This window comes from Paenibacillus sp. AK121 (assembly GCF_019042715.1).
Lineage (GTDB): Bacteria > Bacillota > Bacilli > Paenibacillales > Paenibacillaceae > Paenibacillus > Paenibacillus polymyxa_C.
Genome location: NZ_JAHPJM010000007.1, coordinates 128,438 through 146,999 on the forward strand (window position 1 = coordinate 128,438; position 18,562 = coordinate 146,999).

The 18,562-nt window shown below is 42.5% G+C and carries 16 protein-coding genes and 1 pseudogene; 16 read left to right on the forward strand and 1 reads right to left on the reverse strand.

Annotated elements, in window-relative coordinates; translation table 11 throughout:
- Positions 1 to 33 precede the first annotated feature (33 nt).
- Positions 34 to 1,962, forward strand: coding sequence for a PTS fructose transporter subunit IIABC (locus KSP24_RS14725; RefSeq protein WP_216975564.1), 1,929 nt, complete (start codon positions 34 to 36; stop codon positions 1,960 to 1,962).
- Positions 1,963 to 2,065: 103 nt separating this feature from the next.
- On the opposite strand, the gene KSP24_RS14730 is transcribed toward KSP24_RS14725, so the two are convergent.
- Positions 2,066 to 2,974 (reverse strand): LysR family transcriptional regulator, encoded by a 909-nt coding sequence (locus KSP24_RS14730; protein WP_216975566.1) that lies wholly within the window; start codon positions 2,972 to 2,974, stop codon positions 2,066 to 2,068.
- 112 nt (positions 2,975 to 3,086) lie between these two features.
- On the opposite strand from KSP24_RS14730, the gene KSP24_RS14735 reads away from it, so the two are divergent.
- From KSP24_RS14735 to KSP24_RS14805, 15 genes and pseudogenes are all read left to right on the forward strand, one after another.
- A complete protein-coding gene (locus KSP24_RS14735) occupies positions 3,087 to 3,473 on the forward strand; it encodes a tautomerase family protein (protein WP_064963214.1) in 387 nt (128 codons plus the stop codon).
- Positions 3,470 to 3,805 (forward strand): carboxymuconolactone decarboxylase family protein, encoded by a 336-nt coding sequence (locus tag KSP24_RS14740; protein ID WP_025676279.1) that lies wholly within the window; start codon positions 3,470 to 3,472, stop codon positions 3,803 to 3,805. The genes KSP24_RS14735 and KSP24_RS14740 overlap by 4 nt, the downstream gene beginning before the upstream one ends.
- A 244-nt stretch (positions 3,806 to 4,049) precedes the next feature.
- Positions 4,050 to 4,907 (forward strand): BglG family transcription antiterminator LicT, encoded by an 858-nt coding sequence (licT, locus tag KSP24_RS14745; protein WP_025676280.1) that lies wholly within the window; start codon positions 4,050 to 4,052, stop codon positions 4,905 to 4,907.
- A 182-nt stretch (positions 4,908 to 5,089) separates the two neighbouring features.
- A complete protein-coding gene (locus KSP24_RS14750; protein WP_216975567.1) occupies positions 5,090 to 6,970 on the forward strand; it encodes a beta-glucoside-specific PTS transporter subunit IIABC in 1,881 nt (626 codons plus the stop codon).
- Between the two features lie 72 nt (positions 6,971 to 7,042).
- Positions 7,043 to 8,452 (forward strand): glycoside hydrolase family 1 protein, encoded by a 1,410-nt coding sequence (locus KSP24_RS14755; protein WP_216975569.1) that lies wholly within the window; start codon positions 7,043 to 7,045, stop codon positions 8,450 to 8,452.
- A 134-nt stretch (positions 8,453 to 8,586) separates the two neighbouring features.
- Entirely contained in the window at positions 8,587 to 9,489 is a 903-nt protein-coding gene (locus tag KSP24_RS14760; protein ID WP_013370387.1) for a LysR family transcriptional regulator, read from the forward strand.
- Between the two features lie 124 nt (positions 9,490 to 9,613).
- A complete protein-coding gene (locus KSP24_RS14765) occupies positions 9,614 to 10,753 on the forward strand; it encodes a 5-methyltetrahydropteroyltriglutamate--homocysteine S-methyltransferase (RefSeq protein WP_216975571.1) in 1,140 nt (379 codons plus the stop codon).
- A gap of 325 nt (positions 10,754 to 11,078) precedes the next feature.
- Positions 11,079 to 12,218, forward strand: coding sequence for a serine hydrolase (locus tag KSP24_RS14770; RefSeq protein WP_058829362.1), 1,140 nt, complete (start codon positions 11,079 to 11,081; stop codon positions 12,216 to 12,218).
- A gap of 1,127 nt (positions 12,219 to 13,345) precedes the next feature.
- A pseudogene (locus tag KSP24_RS14775) lies at positions 13,346 to 14,313 on the forward strand (transcriptional regulator); the annotation flags it as partial.
- 221 nt (positions 14,314 to 14,534) lie between these two features.
- Positions 14,535 to 15,191, forward strand: coding sequence for a response regulator transcription factor (locus KSP24_RS14780; protein ID WP_254207831.1), 657 nt, complete (start codon positions 14,535 to 14,537; stop codon positions 15,189 to 15,191).
- A gap of 184 nt (positions 15,192 to 15,375) precedes the next feature.
- Positions 15,376 to 15,549 (forward strand): gallidermin/nisin family lantibiotic, encoded by a 174-nt coding sequence (locus tag KSP24_RS14785; RefSeq protein WP_081317837.1) that lies wholly within the window; start codon positions 15,376 to 15,378, stop codon positions 15,547 to 15,549.
- Between the two features lie 156 nt (positions 15,550 to 15,705).
- Positions 15,706 to 16,434, forward strand: a complete 729-nt coding sequence (locus tag KSP24_RS14790; RefSeq protein ID WP_058712047.1) for an ABC transporter ATP-binding protein — start codon at positions 15,706 to 15,708, stop codon at positions 16,432 to 16,434.
- A complete protein-coding gene (locus tag KSP24_RS14795; RefSeq protein ID WP_058712046.1) occupies positions 16,431 to 17,264 on the forward strand; it encodes an ABC transporter permease in 834 nt (277 codons plus the stop codon). Before KSP24_RS14790 ends, KSP24_RS14795 begins: the two co-directional genes overlap by 4 nt.
- 12 nt (positions 17,265 to 17,276) lie before the next feature.
- A complete protein-coding gene (locus KSP24_RS14800) occupies positions 17,277 to 18,044 on the forward strand; it encodes a hypothetical protein (RefSeq protein ID WP_058712045.1) in 768 nt (255 codons plus the stop codon).
- Between the two features lie 193 nt (positions 18,045 to 18,237).
- The gene (locus KSP24_RS14805; protein WP_216975573.1) at positions 18,238 to 18,405 is read left to right on the forward strand and encodes a hypothetical protein; all 168 of its coding nucleotides are present in this window, start codon (positions 18,238 to 18,240) and stop codon (positions 18,403 to 18,405) included.
- The last annotated feature ends 157 nt before the right edge of the window (positions 18,406 to 18,562 follow it).

The following is an 18,562-nucleotide window of genomic DNA, read 5'->3' on the forward strand; positions in this document are numbered from 1 at the left end:
TACACGCTGATCGAACTTAGGAGAGTGTGAACAATGAGAATAACAGACCTGATGATTAAAGAAACGATGATCATGGACCTGCAGGCGACGACAAAGGACGGGGCGATTGAGGAACTCATCGCCAGTCTCGAAGCAAGTGGACGTATTAATGACCGTGCCTTGTTTAAAGAAATGATTTACAAACGCGAAGCCGAATCCAGCACTGGAATCGGTGGCGGCATTGCGATGCCGCATGCGAAGACGAAAGCCGTGAATGAAGCGACCGTTGTTTTTGCCAAAAGCAGTAAAGGCGTAGAATTCGAATCGCTGGACGGTGCGCCAGCGAAGGTATTCTTTATGATTGCAGCTCCGGAGGGAGCAGCAAATACGCATCTTCGCACACTGGCTGCTCTTTCGCGGTTGCTCATTGATACTGATTTCATCGACAAGCTGATGAATACACAAACACCGGATGAAGTAACAGAGTTGTTTGATACCAAGCAGGCGGAAGAAGAAGCTGCCAAGAAAGCAAAAGAGGCCAAGAAAGAGGCAGCCAAAGCACAGCAAACGCCGAACGTTATCGTTGGCAACCCGGATTCTGACGAGTTTGTGGTTGCGGTGACCGCTTGTCCTACAGGCATTGCGCACACGTTTATGGCTGAAGACGCTCTCATTAAGAAAGCGAAAGAGATGGGTGTAAATATCCGGGTAGAAACGAACGGCTCGGAAGGCGCACAAAACGTACTGACAGCGGATGAAATTCGTCGTGCCAAAGGTGTCATTGTTGCAGCTGACAAGAAGGTCGAAATGGCCAGATTTGACGGTAAGCCTGTATTGCAAAGACCGGTAAGTGACGGTATCCGTAAATCCGAAGAATTGATTCGCAAAGCGCTGAACGGCGATGCGCCAATTTACCGTAGTGAAGGTAAAGGCAGCGCTGAAGAGTCAAAAGCCGAGAAGACCAGCGTGGGTAGTAAAATTTACAAGGATTTAATGAACGGTATTTCTCATATGTTGCCATTCGTTGTCGGCGGGGGGATCTTGTTAGCGATTTCCTTCTTGATCGAACAAGTGGCCGGAGAAGATAATGTACTTTTCCAACTGCTGCAAACGATTGGCGGGGGAACAGGTGCGTTCCACTTCCTGATTCCGATACTGGCCGGATTTATCGCAATGAGCATTGGAGACCGCCCGGCACTGATGCCAGGTATGGTCGGTGGTCTGATGGCTGTAAACTCCAATGCAGGGTTCCTTGGCGGTCTGGCAGCTGGTTTCATGGCCGGTTATGTAGTTATCTTCCTGCGTAAAGCTTTGGCAGGTCTGCCGAAAGCTCTGGATGGTTTAAAACCAATCTTGTTATACCCTGTATTTGGACTCCTAATTTCAGGCGCGATTATGTTCTACCTGTTCGATCCGATTTTCGGTGGTATTAATACGTGGCTTGTCAATGTTCTGAACAATTTGGGAACAGGTAATGCGGTTATTCTGGGTCTGATTCTGGGCGGAATGATGTCGATCGACATGGGTGGACCTTTCAACAAAGCAGCTTACGCATTTTCGATCGGTGTCTTTACTTCCAGCGGTAACACAAACGGGGCTATGATGGCAGCTGTTATGGCAGGCGGTATGGTACCTCCACTGGCGATTGCACTAGCTTCAACGTTCTTCAAAAATAAGTTTACCGAGCAAGAGCGCAAGTCTGGCTTGACGAACTATGTACTAGGATTGTCCTTCATTACGGAAGGAGCCATTCCATTCGCAGCTGCTGATCCCCTGCGTGTCCTGACCTCTTGTATTGTAGGTTCAGCGATTGCTGGTGGTCTGACGCAATTCTGGCAAATCAATCTTCCAGCTCCACATGGCGGGATTTTTGTAGCAGCTCTTGCCAACCATGCTTTGCTGTTCTTGCTTGCAGTGGCGATTGGCTCCGTGATTTCCGCGCTCATTCTGGGACTGTGGAAAAAAACAGTTGAAACGAAATAACGAGTATCATAAGAGTATAAAATAAAAGAGGAACCGAACTCCTCTTGGCCTTATCATAGCAAAACCGCTAAACACTCGTATAACGATGTGTTTAGCGGTTTTTTTATAGGATTTCAATATTTTCAGCTCCAATGGGAGTCTTTTCCCATTGCTCTTTAACCAGCTGCATAAACAGCCTTCGGGCCGAAGTCAGGTATTGTGGATGCTGATTGTTTTGTAATAGTCCGATGGGAATATTCGGGTCTGTTAACTGGAGAGGGATGGTGACTAGGTCCTTCTGCAAAGGCATTGACGACAGAACCACTCCAACCGATGGAATCGTATTTACGAATGAGGGTATAGACGAAATTTGACTGATGGAATAAAAAAACGGCATCGACGGGAAGCCGGAAAGCTCTTTCTCCAGTCGTATATGGTACAAGCAATTCTTACCTCCGACGATAAGCGGATACTCATACAGATCTTCGAGCTGAAGCTCACTTCTTGCCGCGAAGGGATGATTACGGGACACGATAAAAGCAATTCGTTCGTAATACAAAGGTTCAAATTGTAAGGAAGGAATCGAGTGAGGTTCCCCGGAAATTGCAAAATCCAGCGTACCGTCTACCAAAGCATTGGAGAGTGCATCCGTGTTTCCCACTGTAAAATGGCACGTAATATTCGGTTTATGCTCTCGAAACTGTCGTAGAATCAAAGGCAATGCGGCAGCAGCAGCCGTTTCAATCACACCGATATGGAGCGTGCCAATCTCCTCTTTTTTCAGCGACTTCGCCTGGTCCATTACAAAATTCCAATGCTGAATCAGTTCGTCTACCTCTTCGGCATAAATTTTTCCTGAGGGAGTTAATTCCGCATCCCAGCCTCTTTTAAAAAGCTGAAATCCCAGCTCTTTCTCCAGCCTTTGGATTTGGTTCGTGACTGTAGATTGTGCGTAGTTTAATTTGGCGGCAGCCTTGGAGAAGGTTCCTTCTTCAATAATAGTACGAAACGTAGTTAACTCTTTCAGATCCATGCGAACTCATTCCTATCGATAAAATTGAATATATTTATGATTATTTTCAATTATACAGATGAAGATGAGAAGAGTACAATCATCTTATCCCCAATGGATAGGAGAGAATGATATGCCCTTTGTAAGAGTAGGCTACATGGAGCAGCAATACACCGAGCAAGAGCTGCCTGGCATTAGCTGCAGTATCATGAATGCTTTGATTGAACATTTTCAGGTCCCGCCCAAAGATTATTTTCAGGTTTTTCATGCTCATAAGCAGAGCGAGTTTTATTATAGTCCAGATTATTTGAATGTATCCAGAACAGACAAGCTGTTGTACATCCAAATTATAATGGGATCGGGTAGAACTACGGAACAAAAAAAGGGTTTTTACCAAAGGTTAGCCGAGCTCATCTCTATTGAATGTAAAGTTAGACCGGAGGATGTATTTGTGACACTGGTAGAAACTGAATTAGAGGACTGGTCCTTTGGCAACGGACTTGCCCAGATGATTTTATGAAGCATAAATTAATCAGATCGAGTGTTCGGGAAACGATAGGTGATTTTGCACCCGCTTTTGTAAGCTATACGGAGGATGTTCTTTTTGGAGATGTATGGAGAAGAAGTGAGTTGTCTCTTAGGGAACGGAGTTTTATTACAGTTGCCGCTCTGGTAGCGGGTGAGCATGTGAATCAACTTCCTTATCATCTGAATCTGGCCAAGGAAAACGGGATTTCGGAGGAAGAATTGATTGAGGTCATTACACAGCTAGCCTTTTACGTAGGATGGCCGCGGGCGGCCTCAGCAGTTCAGGTTGCCAAAGACGTATTTTGTAAAGAAAAAGAACGTTAACCATGAACTTGAATTACCGCTGAGCACAAGGATTTCGAGTGTTTGGCGGTTTTTTGGTATGATTGTATTGTTATTCTGCTTTGAAAGCGGTATAGTAAGAGTAATTGAATGAGGGGTGAAGTGCCCTTCGGGATTGTTACTGGTAAGCAGGCGATACCCAAATAATGACTAATGGACTTAGTCGTTATTTGGTTTTTTTTGTTATTACAAACTTTGTCATTACATCAATGAGGTGAGCAGCTAGATGATCATCCGGCAAATATTTAACAACAATGTCATTCGGGCCGAAAATCAGGTAGGTCATGAGTTTGTTGTCATAGGGAACGGTCTGGGTTTTAAAAAGAAAAATGGTCAAAGGGTCGATGAAGAAAAAATAGAAAAAACCTTTGTATTAAAGTCGGATAAAATTCCGCAAAAATTAATTGATCTCATTGGGGAAACATCTGTAGAGTATTTAAAGGTGGCGGATGAAATTGTAGGGAGCGCCAAAAAAGAAATGGGAGATATTTTTAGTGATAATATCTATATTTCCTTGATTGACCATATTCAATTTGCCATCTCTCGATACAGAAAATCCGTGGGGCTTAAAAATTCACTGTTATGGCAGATCAAAAAATTTTACAAAAAAGAATTTATGATAGGTATGAATGCATTGGACATCATTCATGCTCAATTTGGCATTCAAATGGATGAGCATGAAGCAAGCTTTATTGCCATGCATTTTGTCAATGCAAGACAAGACGGTCAGGGTATGAAACAAACGGTTGAGATTACGGAGGTCATTGATGACATTTTCAATATTGTAACCGATTACTATCAGATTACACTGGATGAAACCTCATTTAATTATTCGCGGTTTATTACTCATTTGCAGTACTTTGCCCAGCGCTTGCTAAGCAATGAGCAAGAGCAATTAGCTTCAGGGGATAACTTCTTGTATGACCAAGTCAAAGATAAATACGAGAGGGCTTTTCAGTGTACCCAATTAATTAATCAGTACTTGGAATTAAAGCATGAAAGTGCGATGTCGATTGATGAAAAAGTGTATTTGACGATTCATATACAGCGTGTAACCTCTAGAAACGATATGGCTGATTCTTAGAAAAAAAGCTTGCAAACGATTTCGGAGTGATTTATAGTAGGCTCACAACTTAAATTTAAGGATTGTTACTGATAAGCAGGCGATACCTAAATGAATGGCAGTGATCATTTTCTATGATCATGCATGCCTTTCGTTTAGGTATTTTTTTGTTTTCAGGCAATCTGCCCAAGAGGAGAATGAACATGGACCATAAGAAAATGGGCGAGGATATCGTACGGCTCGTTGGAGGAGAAGAAAATATCAATGGGCTTGTCCATTGTGCTACACGGCTCCGATTTGACCTGAAGGATTCACGAAAAGCCGAAAGAGAAGCGCTTGAGAAACACGAGGGAGTCATTACTGTTGTTGAAAGCGGAGGACAATTTCAAGTCGTGATTGGCAGCCATGTTGCCTATGTATACACAGAGATTATGAAAAACAGGGATTTTGGGTCAGACACCTCTACGGCCAACGAATCCAGCGGAAAGAAGACATCGGTCATATCCACAATCTTCGAAGTCATTTCCGGCAGTTTCTCCCCGTTGATTCCGGCGATGGCAGGCTCGGGGATGCTGAAAGCCCTCTTGACGGTTTTGACCTTGCTGGGCTGGATGTCTGAAACGAGTGATACCTATCTGATCCTGTCTGCTGCCGGGAATGCTGTCTTTTACTTCTTGCCGATTTTACTGGGGATTACGCTCGGTATAAAGCTGAAAGCGAATCCTTATGTAGCTGGTGTGATCGGTGCGGCTCTTCTGGAACCCAACTTTACGGGGTTGATGGACAAAGGCTCTGATGTATCGTTTTTAGGAATACCGGTGGTCATGATGAACTACTCAGCGAGTGTTTTCCCAATTTTCATATCTATCAGCATCTATGCGTTGGTCGACAAGTTTTTGAAGAAAATCATTCTTAAGGATTTGCAGCTGTTTTTAGTTCCGATGCTGGCTTTAATGATTATGGTTCCGCTATCTGCCATCGCATTTGGACCGTTCGGTACAACGGTAGGAGATTGGATTTCTTCGGGTGTGACATGGTTAATCGGTGTAAGCGGCATTTTATCAGGAATTGTGCTTGGCGGTTTTATGACCTTTATGGTCGTCTTCGGACTTCACTGGGGCTTTACCCCGATCACGATTCAAAATATCGGTGTTGGCGGTGATCCGATTGAGGCGATGGCGGCTACGGCTGTATTTGCTCAAATTGGTGTCGCATTCGGTATCTTCCTGAAGGCGAAAAAAGATAAAACGCTTAGAACCCTTGCAGGTTCCACGAGTATTACAGGCTTGCTGGCGGGTGTGACAGAGCCGATTGTGTATGGTCTGGTGCTTCGCTTTAAACGAGTCATTCCGATTGTCATTATCTCAGGGGCGATAGGCGGTGCCATCAATGGACATTTTGGAGTGAAAATGACAGCTTATGTGTTTCACAACATTTTTGCGATTCCGGTATATACGCCTACCTTGGTTTACGTGATTGCCATTGCATGCTCGTTCGCGGTAGCCACGGTGCTGACTCTTATTTTTGGCTATGAAAGCAAGGTGAAGGGGGAGACCGCGGCAACTGTTGAGGCCGTTAAGACGGAAGAACCTCTACCAACTGTTACAGCAACTAAGGCTGTTGACATCAAGAAAGAAACGATATACAGCCCGATCACAGGCAAGACGACACCACTGAGCCAAGTGAATGATTCGGCATTTTCTACAGGGGCAATGGGAAAAGGCTTAGCCATTGAACCGTCTGTCGGTGAGGTCGTAGCGCCCATAGATGGAGTTGTAACGTCGCTGTTCCCTACAGGACATGCCATCGGCTTGACTTCCAAGGCGGGTACGGAGATATTAATTCATATTGGAATTAATACCGTTGCGTTGAAAGGAAAGCATTTTAATCCGGTCGTTCAAGAGGGAGATATCGTAAAACAAGGGGACTTGTTAATCCAATTTGACAGAGAGCAGATTATAGAAGCAGGGTACGAAATCGTAACCCCTGTCATCGTCACCCTGACGAAACATAAAGTGGACGTATTTGAGACCAATCAGGAGCAGGTTCAGAAAAATGAAGTATTGCTAACTTTGGTGGTGTAATACAGGAAAGCTCATCATCACGTACATGAAGCGAAATTAGAAGGATATAACGATAACTGGAGGGACTTTAGCATGAAACATAATCAATTGAAGGCATTTCCTGAAAACTTTTTCTGGGGAGGGTCAACTTCCGCATATCAGGTAGAGGGTGCTTGGGACGAAGATGGAAAAGGACCCTCTGTCATTGACATGGCTAACCACGTTGAAGGGGTGACGGATTTTAAGGTAACCAGTGATCATTACCATATGTTCAAAGAGGACGTAGCTCTGATGGCTGAAATGGGTTTTAAGGCGTACCGCTTCTCGATCGCTTGGACACGCATCTATCCACAAGGCGCCGGCGAAGTCAATCCGAAGGGAATTGCATTTTACAACTCATTGATTGACGAATTAATTAAATATGGTATTGAACCGATTGTTACCATGTATCATTTTGATCTGCCCTATACGCTTGAACAACAAGGCGGATGGTCCAAGAGAGAGACGATTGATGCCTTCGAACAATATGCCAAAACGTTGTTTGAGAACTTTGGGGACAGGGTCAAATATTGGCTCACCATTAATGAGCAGAACATGCTGATTCTCCATCCCGGTTCTATTGGTACATTGGATACAAGTCTGGAAAATCCGCAAAAGGTACTGTATCAACAAAATCATCATATGTTAGTCGCGCAGGCGAAGGCGATGGTATTGTGCCACGAGATGCTGCCTGACGCGAAAATTGGACCAGCACCGAATATTGGGGTCATTTATCCAGCCAGTTCCAAGCCGGAAGATACGCTGGCGGCTGATAACTATGCAGCCATTCGCAACTGGCTTTACCTAGATATGGCTGTATTCGGCCGCTACAATCATATTGCCTGGAGCTATTTGGTGGAGAAGGGCTATGAGCCTGTCATTGAAGAAGGGGATATGGATATATTAGCGAAAGGGAATCCGGACTTTATCGCATTTAATTATTATACCTCTCAAACCGTAGGGGAAAGTCTGGATGATGGAAATGATTTTTCACATACAGGAGATCAGCATGAAATTGTGGGTGAACCCGGAGCATACCGAGGTTCTGTGAACCCCAACCTGCAAACGACGGAGTTTGGTTGGGAGATTGATCCGGTTGGTTTTAGAACCACATTACGCCAGATATATTCTCGCTACCGCCTGCCTTTAATCGTGACAGAGAACGGCTTGGGCGCTTTTGACAAGCTGGAAGAAGGGGATGTAGTGAACGATCCTTATCGTATTGACTTCTTCAAGAAACATATCGAGCAGATTCAATTGGCTATTACAGACGGCGTAGACGTATTCGGTTTCTGTCCGTGGTCTGCGATTGATCTGGTTAGTACACATCAGGGCTCCAGTAAGCGTTACGGATTCATCTATGTGGATCGTGAGGAATTTGATCTCAAAGATCTGCGCCGCATTCGTAAACAAAGCTTCTATTGGTATCAAAAGCTGATCGCTACAAACGGTGAAATTCGTTAATTAATACAGCAGTGAAAAAAGCACCTCCTTGAAATAGATGTTACCATTTTAAGGGGGTGTTTCTATTCCCTTTTCCAGGAGGGTGATCATGTATTATATAATAGAAGAAACACAAACGGAAAGGACATCATGCATTGACCTTACAACAATTAAAATATGTCATCGAGGTTGCCAATCGTGGCTCCATGAATGAGGCGGCGAAGCGGTTGTTCATTTCCCAGCCCAGTCTGTCCAACGCGATTCGCGATCTGGAGGAAGAAATTCATATCACCATTTTTGAGCGTACTAATAAAGGCATTTCTTTATCCAAGGAAGGCGTGGAATTTCTAGGTTATGCGCGTCAGGTCGTTGAGCAGGCGGAGCTACTGGAAAGTCGCTATTTGGATGCCAAGCCTTCACCACAGCATTTTGCTGTGTCTACGCAGCATTATGCTTTTGCAGTGAATGCATTTGTAAATCTGGTGAATCAATATGGACAGGATGAATATGAGCTGGCTTTGCGGGAGACCAAAACCCATGAAATCATACAGGATGTCAAAAGCCTACGCAGTGAGATCGGAATCCTGTATCTGAACGAATTTAACGCCAAAGTCATCAACAAGCTGCTAAAAGATGCAAATCTGCAATTCAACAGCCTGTTTACGGCTAAGCCGCATATATTTATCAGTGCCAATAACCCGCTATCCCGGCAGTCTATCGTGACCATTGACCAACTTCATCCTTACCCATATCTGTCCTTTGAACAAGGGGAGTACAATTCCTTTCACTTTTCCGAGGAGATTCTGAGTACATTGTCGCACCCCAAAAGCATTCGCGTCAATGACCGGGCCACCCTTTTTAATCTGCTCATTGGCTTGAACGGCTATACCATTTCTACCGGAGTGATTAGTGCGGATCTGAACGGTAACGAAATTATTTCCGTCCCCCTGGAGTGTGATGAGTCTATTAATGTGGGATGGATTTGCCATAAAAACGTCGCGCTCTCCAAGCTGGCCACTGTCTATGTAGAAGCGTTGCATGAGGCAATAGGGGAATAAAAAAGTTTGATATAGCCTTAGGCTATAACTAGCTATAGTTTATTGGAGTTACCTTATAGCTGAAAATGTATGTTATCTTTCTTACAACAACTTCACTACTGAAGCGAAAAAGGAGATAACCCTAATGAGCAGCATCCTTGACAATGCATCCCAACGTAAAGTGACCCCTTTTAGACATGATATGGTTGGCAGCTTTTTGCGCCCGCAAGCGATTAAAGACGCCCGAATTCAATTTCAAAATAATGAAATCTCTGCGGACGAGCTGAGAAAGATTGAAGATGAAGAAATTATCAAGCTGGTGGAAAAGCAAAAATCCGTAGGCCTTCAAGCCGTGACGGATGGGGAATTCAGACGTTCCTGGTGGCATCTTGATTTTATGTGGGGACTGGACGGCGTGGAAAAGGTACAGCTTGCAAACGGCTACCAATTCCAAGGTGTGGAAACAAGAGCGGAAACCGCACGTTTGTCCGGTAAAATTGGACATTCCCGTCATCCTTTCATTGAAGATTTTAAATTCCTGAAACAAGTCGCAGGAGAGGATGCTATCGCTCGCCAAACGATTCCGGCACCTGCGCAGTTCCTAGCTGAGCTGTTGCGTGGAGAAAATAAAGAATCAACCGATACGTATTACAGCAATCTGGATGAACTGGTGACGGACATTGCCAAAGCCTACAAATCCGTGATCCAAGCGCTGTATAATGAAGGCTGCCGCAGCCTGCAACTGGATGATTGCACATGGGGCATGCTTTGTGATAAAAACTATTGGGAAGCTAGACAGCATGCGGGTGAAAATGTGGAGGATACCAAAAAGCTGTTTGCTCGCGTGAATCAGGAAACCGTGAAGAATCTTCCAGCCGATTTGGTCGTTACAACCCACGTATGCCGTGGTAACTATCATTCCACCTGGGCATCTTCTGGCGGCTATGAACCTGTAGCTGAAACCCTGTTCGGCATCGATAACATCGACGGCTACTATCTCGAATTCGATACCGACCGCGCAGGTGATTTTACACCGCTTAAGCATCTGAAAGATGAAAAACAGGTCGTACTGGGCCTCGTTTCCTCCAAAAGGGGTGAACTGGAAGACAAGCAGACGGTCATCAACCGTATTAAGGAAGCGACTCAATTCGTGGACATCAACCACATCTGCCTTAGCCCACAATGCGGCTTTGCTTCCACAGAAGAGGGCAATATTCTGACCGAAGAGCAGCAATGGAAAAAGCTAGCTTTCATTAAAGAGATTGCGGACGAGATTTGGAAGTAAGGGCTTAGGGGAATTGAATTGAAGAGACTCGTCATATTAAAACACGCCACTTGGGGGCGTGTTTTTGCATTTGAAAACCTACCTCCAGCACCTATAAAAAATGCACTCTTCTCTAGTAGTCTAAACGTCTTATTCACCACCATTTTGCTATAATTAATAAAAGTCTTAAACCGTTTGCACAATATCTATGATATTGCCTCATTGAGGAAACCGTATAGGCGATTAAGTGTATGATTCTCCTACTTCTAAAAGAACAGTAATTCTTGTGGGAACCGAGACGACTTATGTGAAACTCATCCTAAGCGTCTCCATTAAGGAGCAAAATATGATAATCATTTTATTTATAGTAGCTATGATTTTAATATTTGTTTTCATATTTATCATATTTTTTTTAATTGCGAAGCATCAGAATACTCAGAAAACAGAAATAGATGTTCTTAACTTTTTAATAGAAAATCCGAAAAAAGCTTCTTTATACATGATCAAAAATGGTATGGAGAAAATCAGCTACAATTCAGAAATTAAAATGCCGCTTGCCAGCACTGCAAAAGTGATCATTGCTATTGAGTTTGCTCGCCAAGTAGCGGCAAAATTAGTAGACGAACATGAACTTGTGGCTTTAGAGGAACTAAATAAATTTTATATTCCTGGTTCGGATGGTAACGCTCATAATAACTGGATCAAATGGATTAAGTCAAACCATAAAGAGGTTCAAGGGAAAATTACGTTATTTGAAATTGCTAGCGGTATGTTAGCGTATAGTTCCAATGCCAATACAGAATTTTTGATAGCGAGAATGGGATTAAGTGAGATAAATGATAATATAATAAAACTCTCGCTTTCCTCACATGATAAAATCTTTCCCTTTTCATCTGCGGGTTTAATGTCCTCCTATATACAAGAAACAGAAAAAATGTGCTTTAAAGAATCAATACAAAAAATAAGTGAAATGACCTACGAGGAATACATGAAAAAATCCATCGAAATACACCAAATATTAAATAGCGATGAGAGAATAGGATGTATTCAGAAATGGAACACCAAGCAGAATTATGCACGAAGGCTTCAAGTTCTAGAATCGCGAAGGCTTCCTCGTTCTACAACTAAGGAATATGCTCATATAATGAAGCTTATACACAAGGAGGAGCTAGTTCCTTCTTCTATAAATCCATATTTAAAACTGTTAGTTCAGCGACAAGTGGATAACACCAAGCTAATAGAGTTTGGAAATAAAGGTGGATCTACCATTTCTGTTTTAACAGAGGCTTTATATTGCACAGATCGAGAAGGAAATGAATTTCAAATAGCCATGTTTATTCAAGATGAATCTGGGGTGGATCATATTTGGCTCAAGCAGAAGCTTGATTTGTTTTTTTACAAATTATTGACGGATACTGAATTTCAAGAAGAGGTAAGCAGCAAATTAACATATGATAAGGGAAGAAGTGATTGTTTTATTCAGTAAATCAGTAATATATTTGGTCTCTCATCATATTGGAGTGTGGAGACAACCGTAGTTGTAGAACCCACCTGTATTTAAGAAACAGGTGGGATTATACGGTTTTTATAATTTAGGAGATTACCAGCGAAGTTGACACCATCCGCAAAGTAGATATTATCAAATGGGAAATCTATTAATTACCTCATTGTATTCCTCCTGATCATTAGTGATTGCAGTTTAATAGACTTCTAATGACTTACGGCTTTCATGATCTGAATCCGGTTGTATGAGTTCATCATCAGTGCCTTACTTTTATAGCCAGGTTAAGAGAAAATGTCGCAGCTTTTGTGGAGACAGATTTTGAGTCATGCTGGCAGCTTCCGAAGATTTGGTTAGGATTTTGCAGACTCCCCAATCGGTGTGTTTCTTCTTTTTGGAATCAGCATGCACGGCCAACATTTCCTTGAACGAATAAGGGAATGGTACAATACGATCCTTCTTCCCCTTGCCACTATTAATGCGGTCTGACAGTAACGGAAATCAACATCGACTAACTTGATATTAATCAGTTCACTGACCCGAACGGCCGTATACAAAAGTGTTTTAACGATCATCATGACTTGATAATTCTTCACTTGCCAGACAACATCATAATATCGCTTTAACTCCTCCTCTGTGGGTACATAGGGGAGGTTCTTGCTGCTTTGGGCACCTCGACTTACAATTCTGCACGAAGGTGCTGGAAAAAGCTCTTCAGATAAGCATAGTTTGGGCGTTTTGATGTAAACCAAGCATTTCTGTTGCAAATTCGGATAAGCATCGGTCATGCCTGGTTACGGTCTAATAGCACAGGGGCGTTTTCCAATCAGCAATATATAGATCGAAACGTTTTAGTTTTTCTATATATTGTAACTATGAGTGTTGGAAATCGAATTATGCAAATGCTGAAATAATAAAAATGGCGTTACTTAATTATGAAATCATTGCAAAGCATCTAAATAGGTATAGTGAGTAAATTTTGATATGTATATGATTTTATTCTAAAAAATGGTATGATAAATTGCGGAAAGACCTATCCGATTCATCTGATTGCAGTAGTTCTCGTTTCATGAGTTGATTTTCTATATGTTCCTGATAAGGGGTGGTTATTTTTGTACAATACACCTACAGTTTCGGCAAAGTTTGATTATTATCTAAAACAAAATGATATGACACTGGCTCAATTTGCGAATATTCAGTTGTCCATCAAAGAACACTTAGTAATTGGATTATTCGCATCGTTCTGTTTCCGTGCAGCAGCTTGATCGAATCACTGTGGCTATAGGTTTACCGGAAGGTCACTTTTACGATCTATACATAGAACTACATCATTGACCTCTCCCAAAACATGAGACGAATTGAACCATTGTTATATCTTTGTACGGAGCTGAATAGGCTGGAAGCGATCCGTCGAATGATTGGACTTATGTACTTTCCCAGACTATATCAAATTGCAGAGACATTATTTTCACAGCGACAACATGCTGCTGCACGGATGCTCTATTAGAATGTGGCAGAAGTAGAAAAATACCAGCACTCCGAGCGCTTGTCAGTCTGTCAGTACCGTATTTTCACGATTCAGATTGGAGACAATCAAAGCCGAAATGTCAGGGCGCAGCCGTTTTTGAAGCTTTTGTCGAACGACTGGATGAAATAGAGCAGCTTAAACGCATTGAAGGATCTGGCTAATGTATATAGGTCTTTGCGTAAATGGGACAAGGTTGACGAATTGGCGAGGAAAATGAGGGCTAAAGCGAAAATTCAATATTTGATGAAACATCAACAAGAAAGTCGAGGGCGTGATGATTCTGCCAAGAAGCTAAGTTGTCCCATGTTTGTGTACATCACCTATGCTGATCTATTGTGTGCTAGTGTCTGTGAAGCCCAAGGCGATTATCAACAAGCTCTACAATATACATATAACTACGCTGATTTAGATTGGGTCTTAGAGACTGATGAGGATACCCCACACTGGATTGGTTTGTTTCAACAATGGGCGGAAGGTAATACTTACGCATTTAGGCTTTTATCAGAAGATATAAATGAACTACATGATTATGTTGAATATATCGCTGCAACATGAGGTAGTTCCAGCGTAGCTGATACCACCTCTAGTAGATGAACGTATTTTTATGGGTAACATCTCTGGTGCTGTTGATTGTTGCATTTCAAGGAGGCCCATACGTTTAAGAAAACGTTGTCTAGTACCAAAAATCACAAAATGAACAGGAGGTACTTGCTGCGCTAAAAAATATACCTTTAGGTATGAGATTTGGGAATACTGCGTGGCTATTGCAAATTATGGGGGATATCGGTGTATTACATGTGGAGACTGATTCGGTATGGCGTGATTTAATCTGCAAATATGTGAAGCAGCAGCCAGATATGAAATATATCGCAGGTATAGCAACGGAGAAGGAAGCCATTCATTTTGCAGAGCAGTATAAAGTCGATGTTATCGTGATGGATGTAACACTGACCTCTTCCCAGTACGATGGGTTGGATGCAGTGAGAGAGATTTTGATGAGAAAACATGTTAGCATTATTATTTTATCTTCAGAAGATAATTTGGAAGTGATTGCAGACTCCTTTAGCGTTGGAGCCGTCAATTATATTAAGAAGAAGAACTATACGGATATTGCTGCGGCTATTCGCGATGCGTATCATAATCGCGTAGCAATTCATCCCGATGCCGCTAGGGTGCTGCGCGATGAGTTCCGCAAACTAAGATTGGAAGAGCTTAAATGCTCCCTTACGCGGACCGAGCGACAAGTAATCGCGTATTTGCACGAAGGGTACTCTAAATCAAAAATAAGCGAAGTTCTGCATGTTGAACAGGAAACAATAAAAACGCATGTGAAACATATACTCACAAAGCTAGATGTGGGTAGTTGCAAAGACGCAGTCAAAGTAGCAAGACGGCGAGGATTGTTTGACAACAATTACGTTATGCGATAGGGGGGGAGAAAAATGTCACCCTAGTAAAAAAAATGAAATCTATAATATAATTTGTAATAGAGGAGTTGGATCGCGCTATCTGTATTGGCGCCGGTATAGATTGCTATCACTGCTTCTCTAATTGGGAATTTGTCTAGTTTGGTGAAATACCAAGAGACAATGAAAATCTTAGGAGGTAGTTATTATGTCTAATAATCAATTTGATCTTGATGTACAAGTAAGCAAAAATGTTGGCAAAATCGAGCCTCAAGTTACCAGTTGGTTTGCTTGCACTGGAGGATGTCTCACTGGGTCTAATTGTGGATCTAGTGAATGCGGAACTGTGCCTTGTGGTAAAACAACGTCGAAATATTGTTAATAAAAACCAAGTATGATCATATGTAGTCAGTAATGTTAACGTTCTGCAGGCTTCTGTCTAGTTGTTAGTCGTGTGGGCTAATGCAAGACAGAGGTCTGCACTTTTTTGTAGTGAAATGAAGAGAGAAATCAATATAGCATACAGAGGTGTGAACTGATGACCAAGCTGATTCTGGAAGTGGATCGTGTGACGAAGCGAATAGGTAATAAGACTCTTATTCAAGAGACGTCCTTTAAATTGGAAAAAGGTATGATCTACGGATTTATAGGCCCTAATGGAGCAGGAAAAACAACATTAATGCGATTAATGACAGGGCTTATCCAGCCAACAAGCGGAGCGATTCGCATTGGGACATATGATGTGCAAAAACAGAGAAAACAGGCACTAGCTAATGTAGGGGCGATTATAGAATCCCCCATCTTTTTTGAGTATATGACCGGAAGGCAGGTGCTTCGAAATTTATCTCGATTGCACTCTGAAATTCGCTCTGCAGATCGAGAAAAGCACATCGATCAGTTGCTCCAGAGTGTGGAATTGCAGTCCCGAGCAGATGATAAAGTGAAGACTTATTCGTTAGGGATGAAGCAACGATTAGGTATTGCGCAAGCTATGTTAGGGTCCCCCGACCTGCTGCTTCTGGATGAGCCATCCAATGGACTTGATCCGCTAGGTATGCGGGAGCTTCGTAATCTGATCCTCCAACTGAGGGAATCACGAGGTTTATCATTCTTCGTATCCAGCCACCTTCTAGATGAGCTGCAACTCATGTGTGATCAACTTATTGTTATTCGAGCAGGGGTGGTCATATGGACGGGTAATGTGAATGATTTGATTGTGGATGGTCAGAGGCTAGAAGACGCATTCTTGGAGTTGATGTTGTCATGAAAGTGTTAATCAGGATTGAATTCGAGAAGTTGATCCACCAGAAATGGACATGGTTCATGTTAGTTTCTTGCATTCCATTTGCTTATGCATTGATAACATATTTTATGTGGGTTGATCAGCGGCATTTACCTGATAGCCCATTCTATGTAGCTGCGAGCATGTCGGCATCGAGAGGGATGAAAGAAAGTATATATTTATTTGGGAACTTAATGGTTGCGCTGTTGGCTGGTCTCTTATACACAGAAGAGTTTCAGGGTGGTAAATTGCGAATGTTTTTTTTAAGAAGCTATTCTCGGGGTCAAATCTTTGTTAGCAAATGGATGATAATGAATTTATTCATCCTATTAATGATGGCCATTTTAGGCGTATCGTTTACGATCTTTGGCGTAATGAAACTTCCATCTCCCCCAGAGGTAATGATATCAGGGAATAGGATTCCTTCCACAGATGCTGCAATACTATTCTATACTTTGAAACAATATGCACTTGATTTCGCTACATTGATCGGGGGGGGCGGTTTGTTTATTTGGATTGCTATGTACTGTAGGACTGCGGCTCGTACAATTGGTATTGCGACGATCTATATCATTATATCAATGTTTGCTACAAGTATTTTCGATCCGGGAAGTCCTTTAATAACGGAAAATGCATTCTTGCTTGCCTTGATTTATGCAGGGTTGATTCCAGGTATGCAGATTGTTGGTGTCGAAAAGGCATTGTCGGGCGATGAATATGCACAAATTTCAATAGCAGTGGGTTTAGTTATTTACTTTTTCGTATGTATTGTAGCTGCTCGTAGAAAATTTACGAGAGCAGATTATTTAAATTAGGAGTGTTGGCGTGTGAGCACTGGCTTGTGGATCAGTGAACTGGAACGGATATGGAAGGGGAAGCGGATTCGAACGTTTGGATGTGCTTATCTGCTCGCTCTATTGATCGATATTGGATTCTTACGTCTAACAGGCGGTATTCAAATTGACCTAAGCCCGTGGTTTTCGGTTGATGCACTAAATCTGCCCATATTTATTATGAAGGATATGTCGTTCTTGTTGCAATTGTTTGTGTTGCCAGGCTTATTTGTAGAGTCGCTTGCTGATGAGATACATTCGGGAGCGTATCGCATATATATGTTACGTTCGTTCGATCGCTATCAGCACTGGCTAGTTAAATTACTTACACAGATCGTTTTGATTGTCACGCTTATCTTTGGAACAACGCTGGTCTCGCTAGCGTGTGGATGGTTGTTCTTTTCTCATCCGCAATCGACAGAGGTGTACTTAGTGCCAGAATCGATTGGATATGCCGATGTATTGTGGCTGACGATCCAATACGATTTCCTTCTTGTGCTGACTAGCATTGCGGTGCTTGTGATATGCAGTGTTTTTTCTATCCTTATCACACGAGTTTCAATTGTGTATGCATGCACCATTTTAGGGTTGCTTGGCAGTTATGTCATCGTCTCTGAACTTCGTTTTCTGCATGATCCGTTTGTCAGTATTTTGAGAGTACTTTGCGGACAAGGAAGTATGATCTTCTGGGTGTATTTAACCGGGATTGTTGTGATATGTCCAACCATCAGTTTCTGGATTTGGAGTAAGAGAGGAATGTAAAAGCATGCATATGAAACCATTAAATGAAAAGAAGAAGCCCCCACGAAAGGAAGACAGAAAAAAGATAATCCGCTGTTTGTTTTAGGGTGTAGTAAAGGTGGATGAATAGATTGGACACATAGAATTGAGAAGATTACACCGTGGGACGGTACACATGTTCACATTGGCTGGGCGTTAAGTACCGGATGGCAGAATGAATTCGTTTGCCATTATAGAAGCAGGTAATTACTCGAATATGCTCTTCATGGCTTGTACACGCGTGATCGTAGCAATTGCCATTGCGGCTCATGTTGCTTTTTATCCCGTATTTCTGCAATCGTGCTTGGTATTCCAGGAAGGCATATTGACTACCACGATCTGAATGGTGGAGAACTTCGTCGCGCGGTCCAGCATGTTTTCATGTACGGGGAAGTTACGCTTAGAGTTTGTAGTTGCTTTATACTTCTTGATGTTTCGCGATTTCAAGCCCAGTTCTTTCATGATGCGTCCTCAACGGTTTTTCCCGTCACATAAACGCC

Bases quoted from the DNA above. Each gene is read 5' to 3' on its own strand.
- KSP24_RS14765 (WP_216975571.1), top strand. From the start codon at position 9,614: ATGAGCAGCATCCTTGACAATGCATCCCAACGTAAAGTGACCCCTTTT.
- KSP24_RS14735 (WP_064963214.1), top strand. From the start codon at position 3,087: ATGCCCTTTGTAAGAGTAGGCTACATGGAGCAGCAATACACCGAGCAA.
- KSP24_RS14795 (WP_058712046.1), top strand. From the start codon at position 16,431: ATGAAAGTGTTAATCAGGATTGAATTCGAGAAGTTGATCCACCAGAAA.
- KSP24_RS14805 (WP_216975573.1), top strand. From the start codon at position 18,238: ATGAATTCGTTTGCCATTATAGAAGCAGGTAATTACTCGAATATGCTC.
- KSP24_RS14725 (WP_216975564.1), top strand. From the start codon at position 34: ATGAGAATAACAGACCTGATGATTAAAGAAACGATGATCATGGACCTG.
- KSP24_RS14785 (WP_081317837.1), top strand. From the start codon at position 15,376: ATGTCTAATAATCAATTTGATCTTGATGTACAAGTAAGCAAAAATGTT.
- KSP24_RS14730 (WP_216975566.1), bottom strand. From the start codon at position 2,974: ATGGATCTGAAAGAGTTAACTACGTTTCGTACTATTATTGAAGAAGGA.
- KSP24_RS14790 (WP_058712047.1), top strand. From the start codon at position 15,706: ATGACCAAGCTGATTCTGGAAGTGGATCGTGTGACGAAGCGAATAGGT.
- KSP24_RS14750 (WP_216975567.1), top strand. From the start codon at position 5,090: ATGGACCATAAGAAAATGGGCGAGGATATCGTACGGCTCGTTGGAGGA.
- KSP24_RS14770 (WP_058829362.1), top strand. From the start codon at position 11,079: ATGATAATCATTTTATTTATAGTAGCTATGATTTTAATATTTGTTTTC.
- licT (WP_025676280.1), top strand. From the start codon at position 4,050: ATGATCATCCGGCAAATATTTAACAACAATGTCATTCGGGCCGAAAAT.
- KSP24_RS14780 (WP_254207831.1), top strand. From the start codon at position 14,535: ATGGGGGATATCGGTGTATTACATGTGGAGACTGATTCGGTATGGCGT.
- KSP24_RS14755 (WP_216975569.1), top strand. From the start codon at position 7,043: ATGAAACATAATCAATTGAAGGCATTTCCTGAAAACTTTTTCTGGGGA.
- KSP24_RS14740 (WP_025676279.1), top strand. From the start codon at position 3,470: ATGAAGCATAAATTAATCAGATCGAGTGTTCGGGAAACGATAGGTGAT.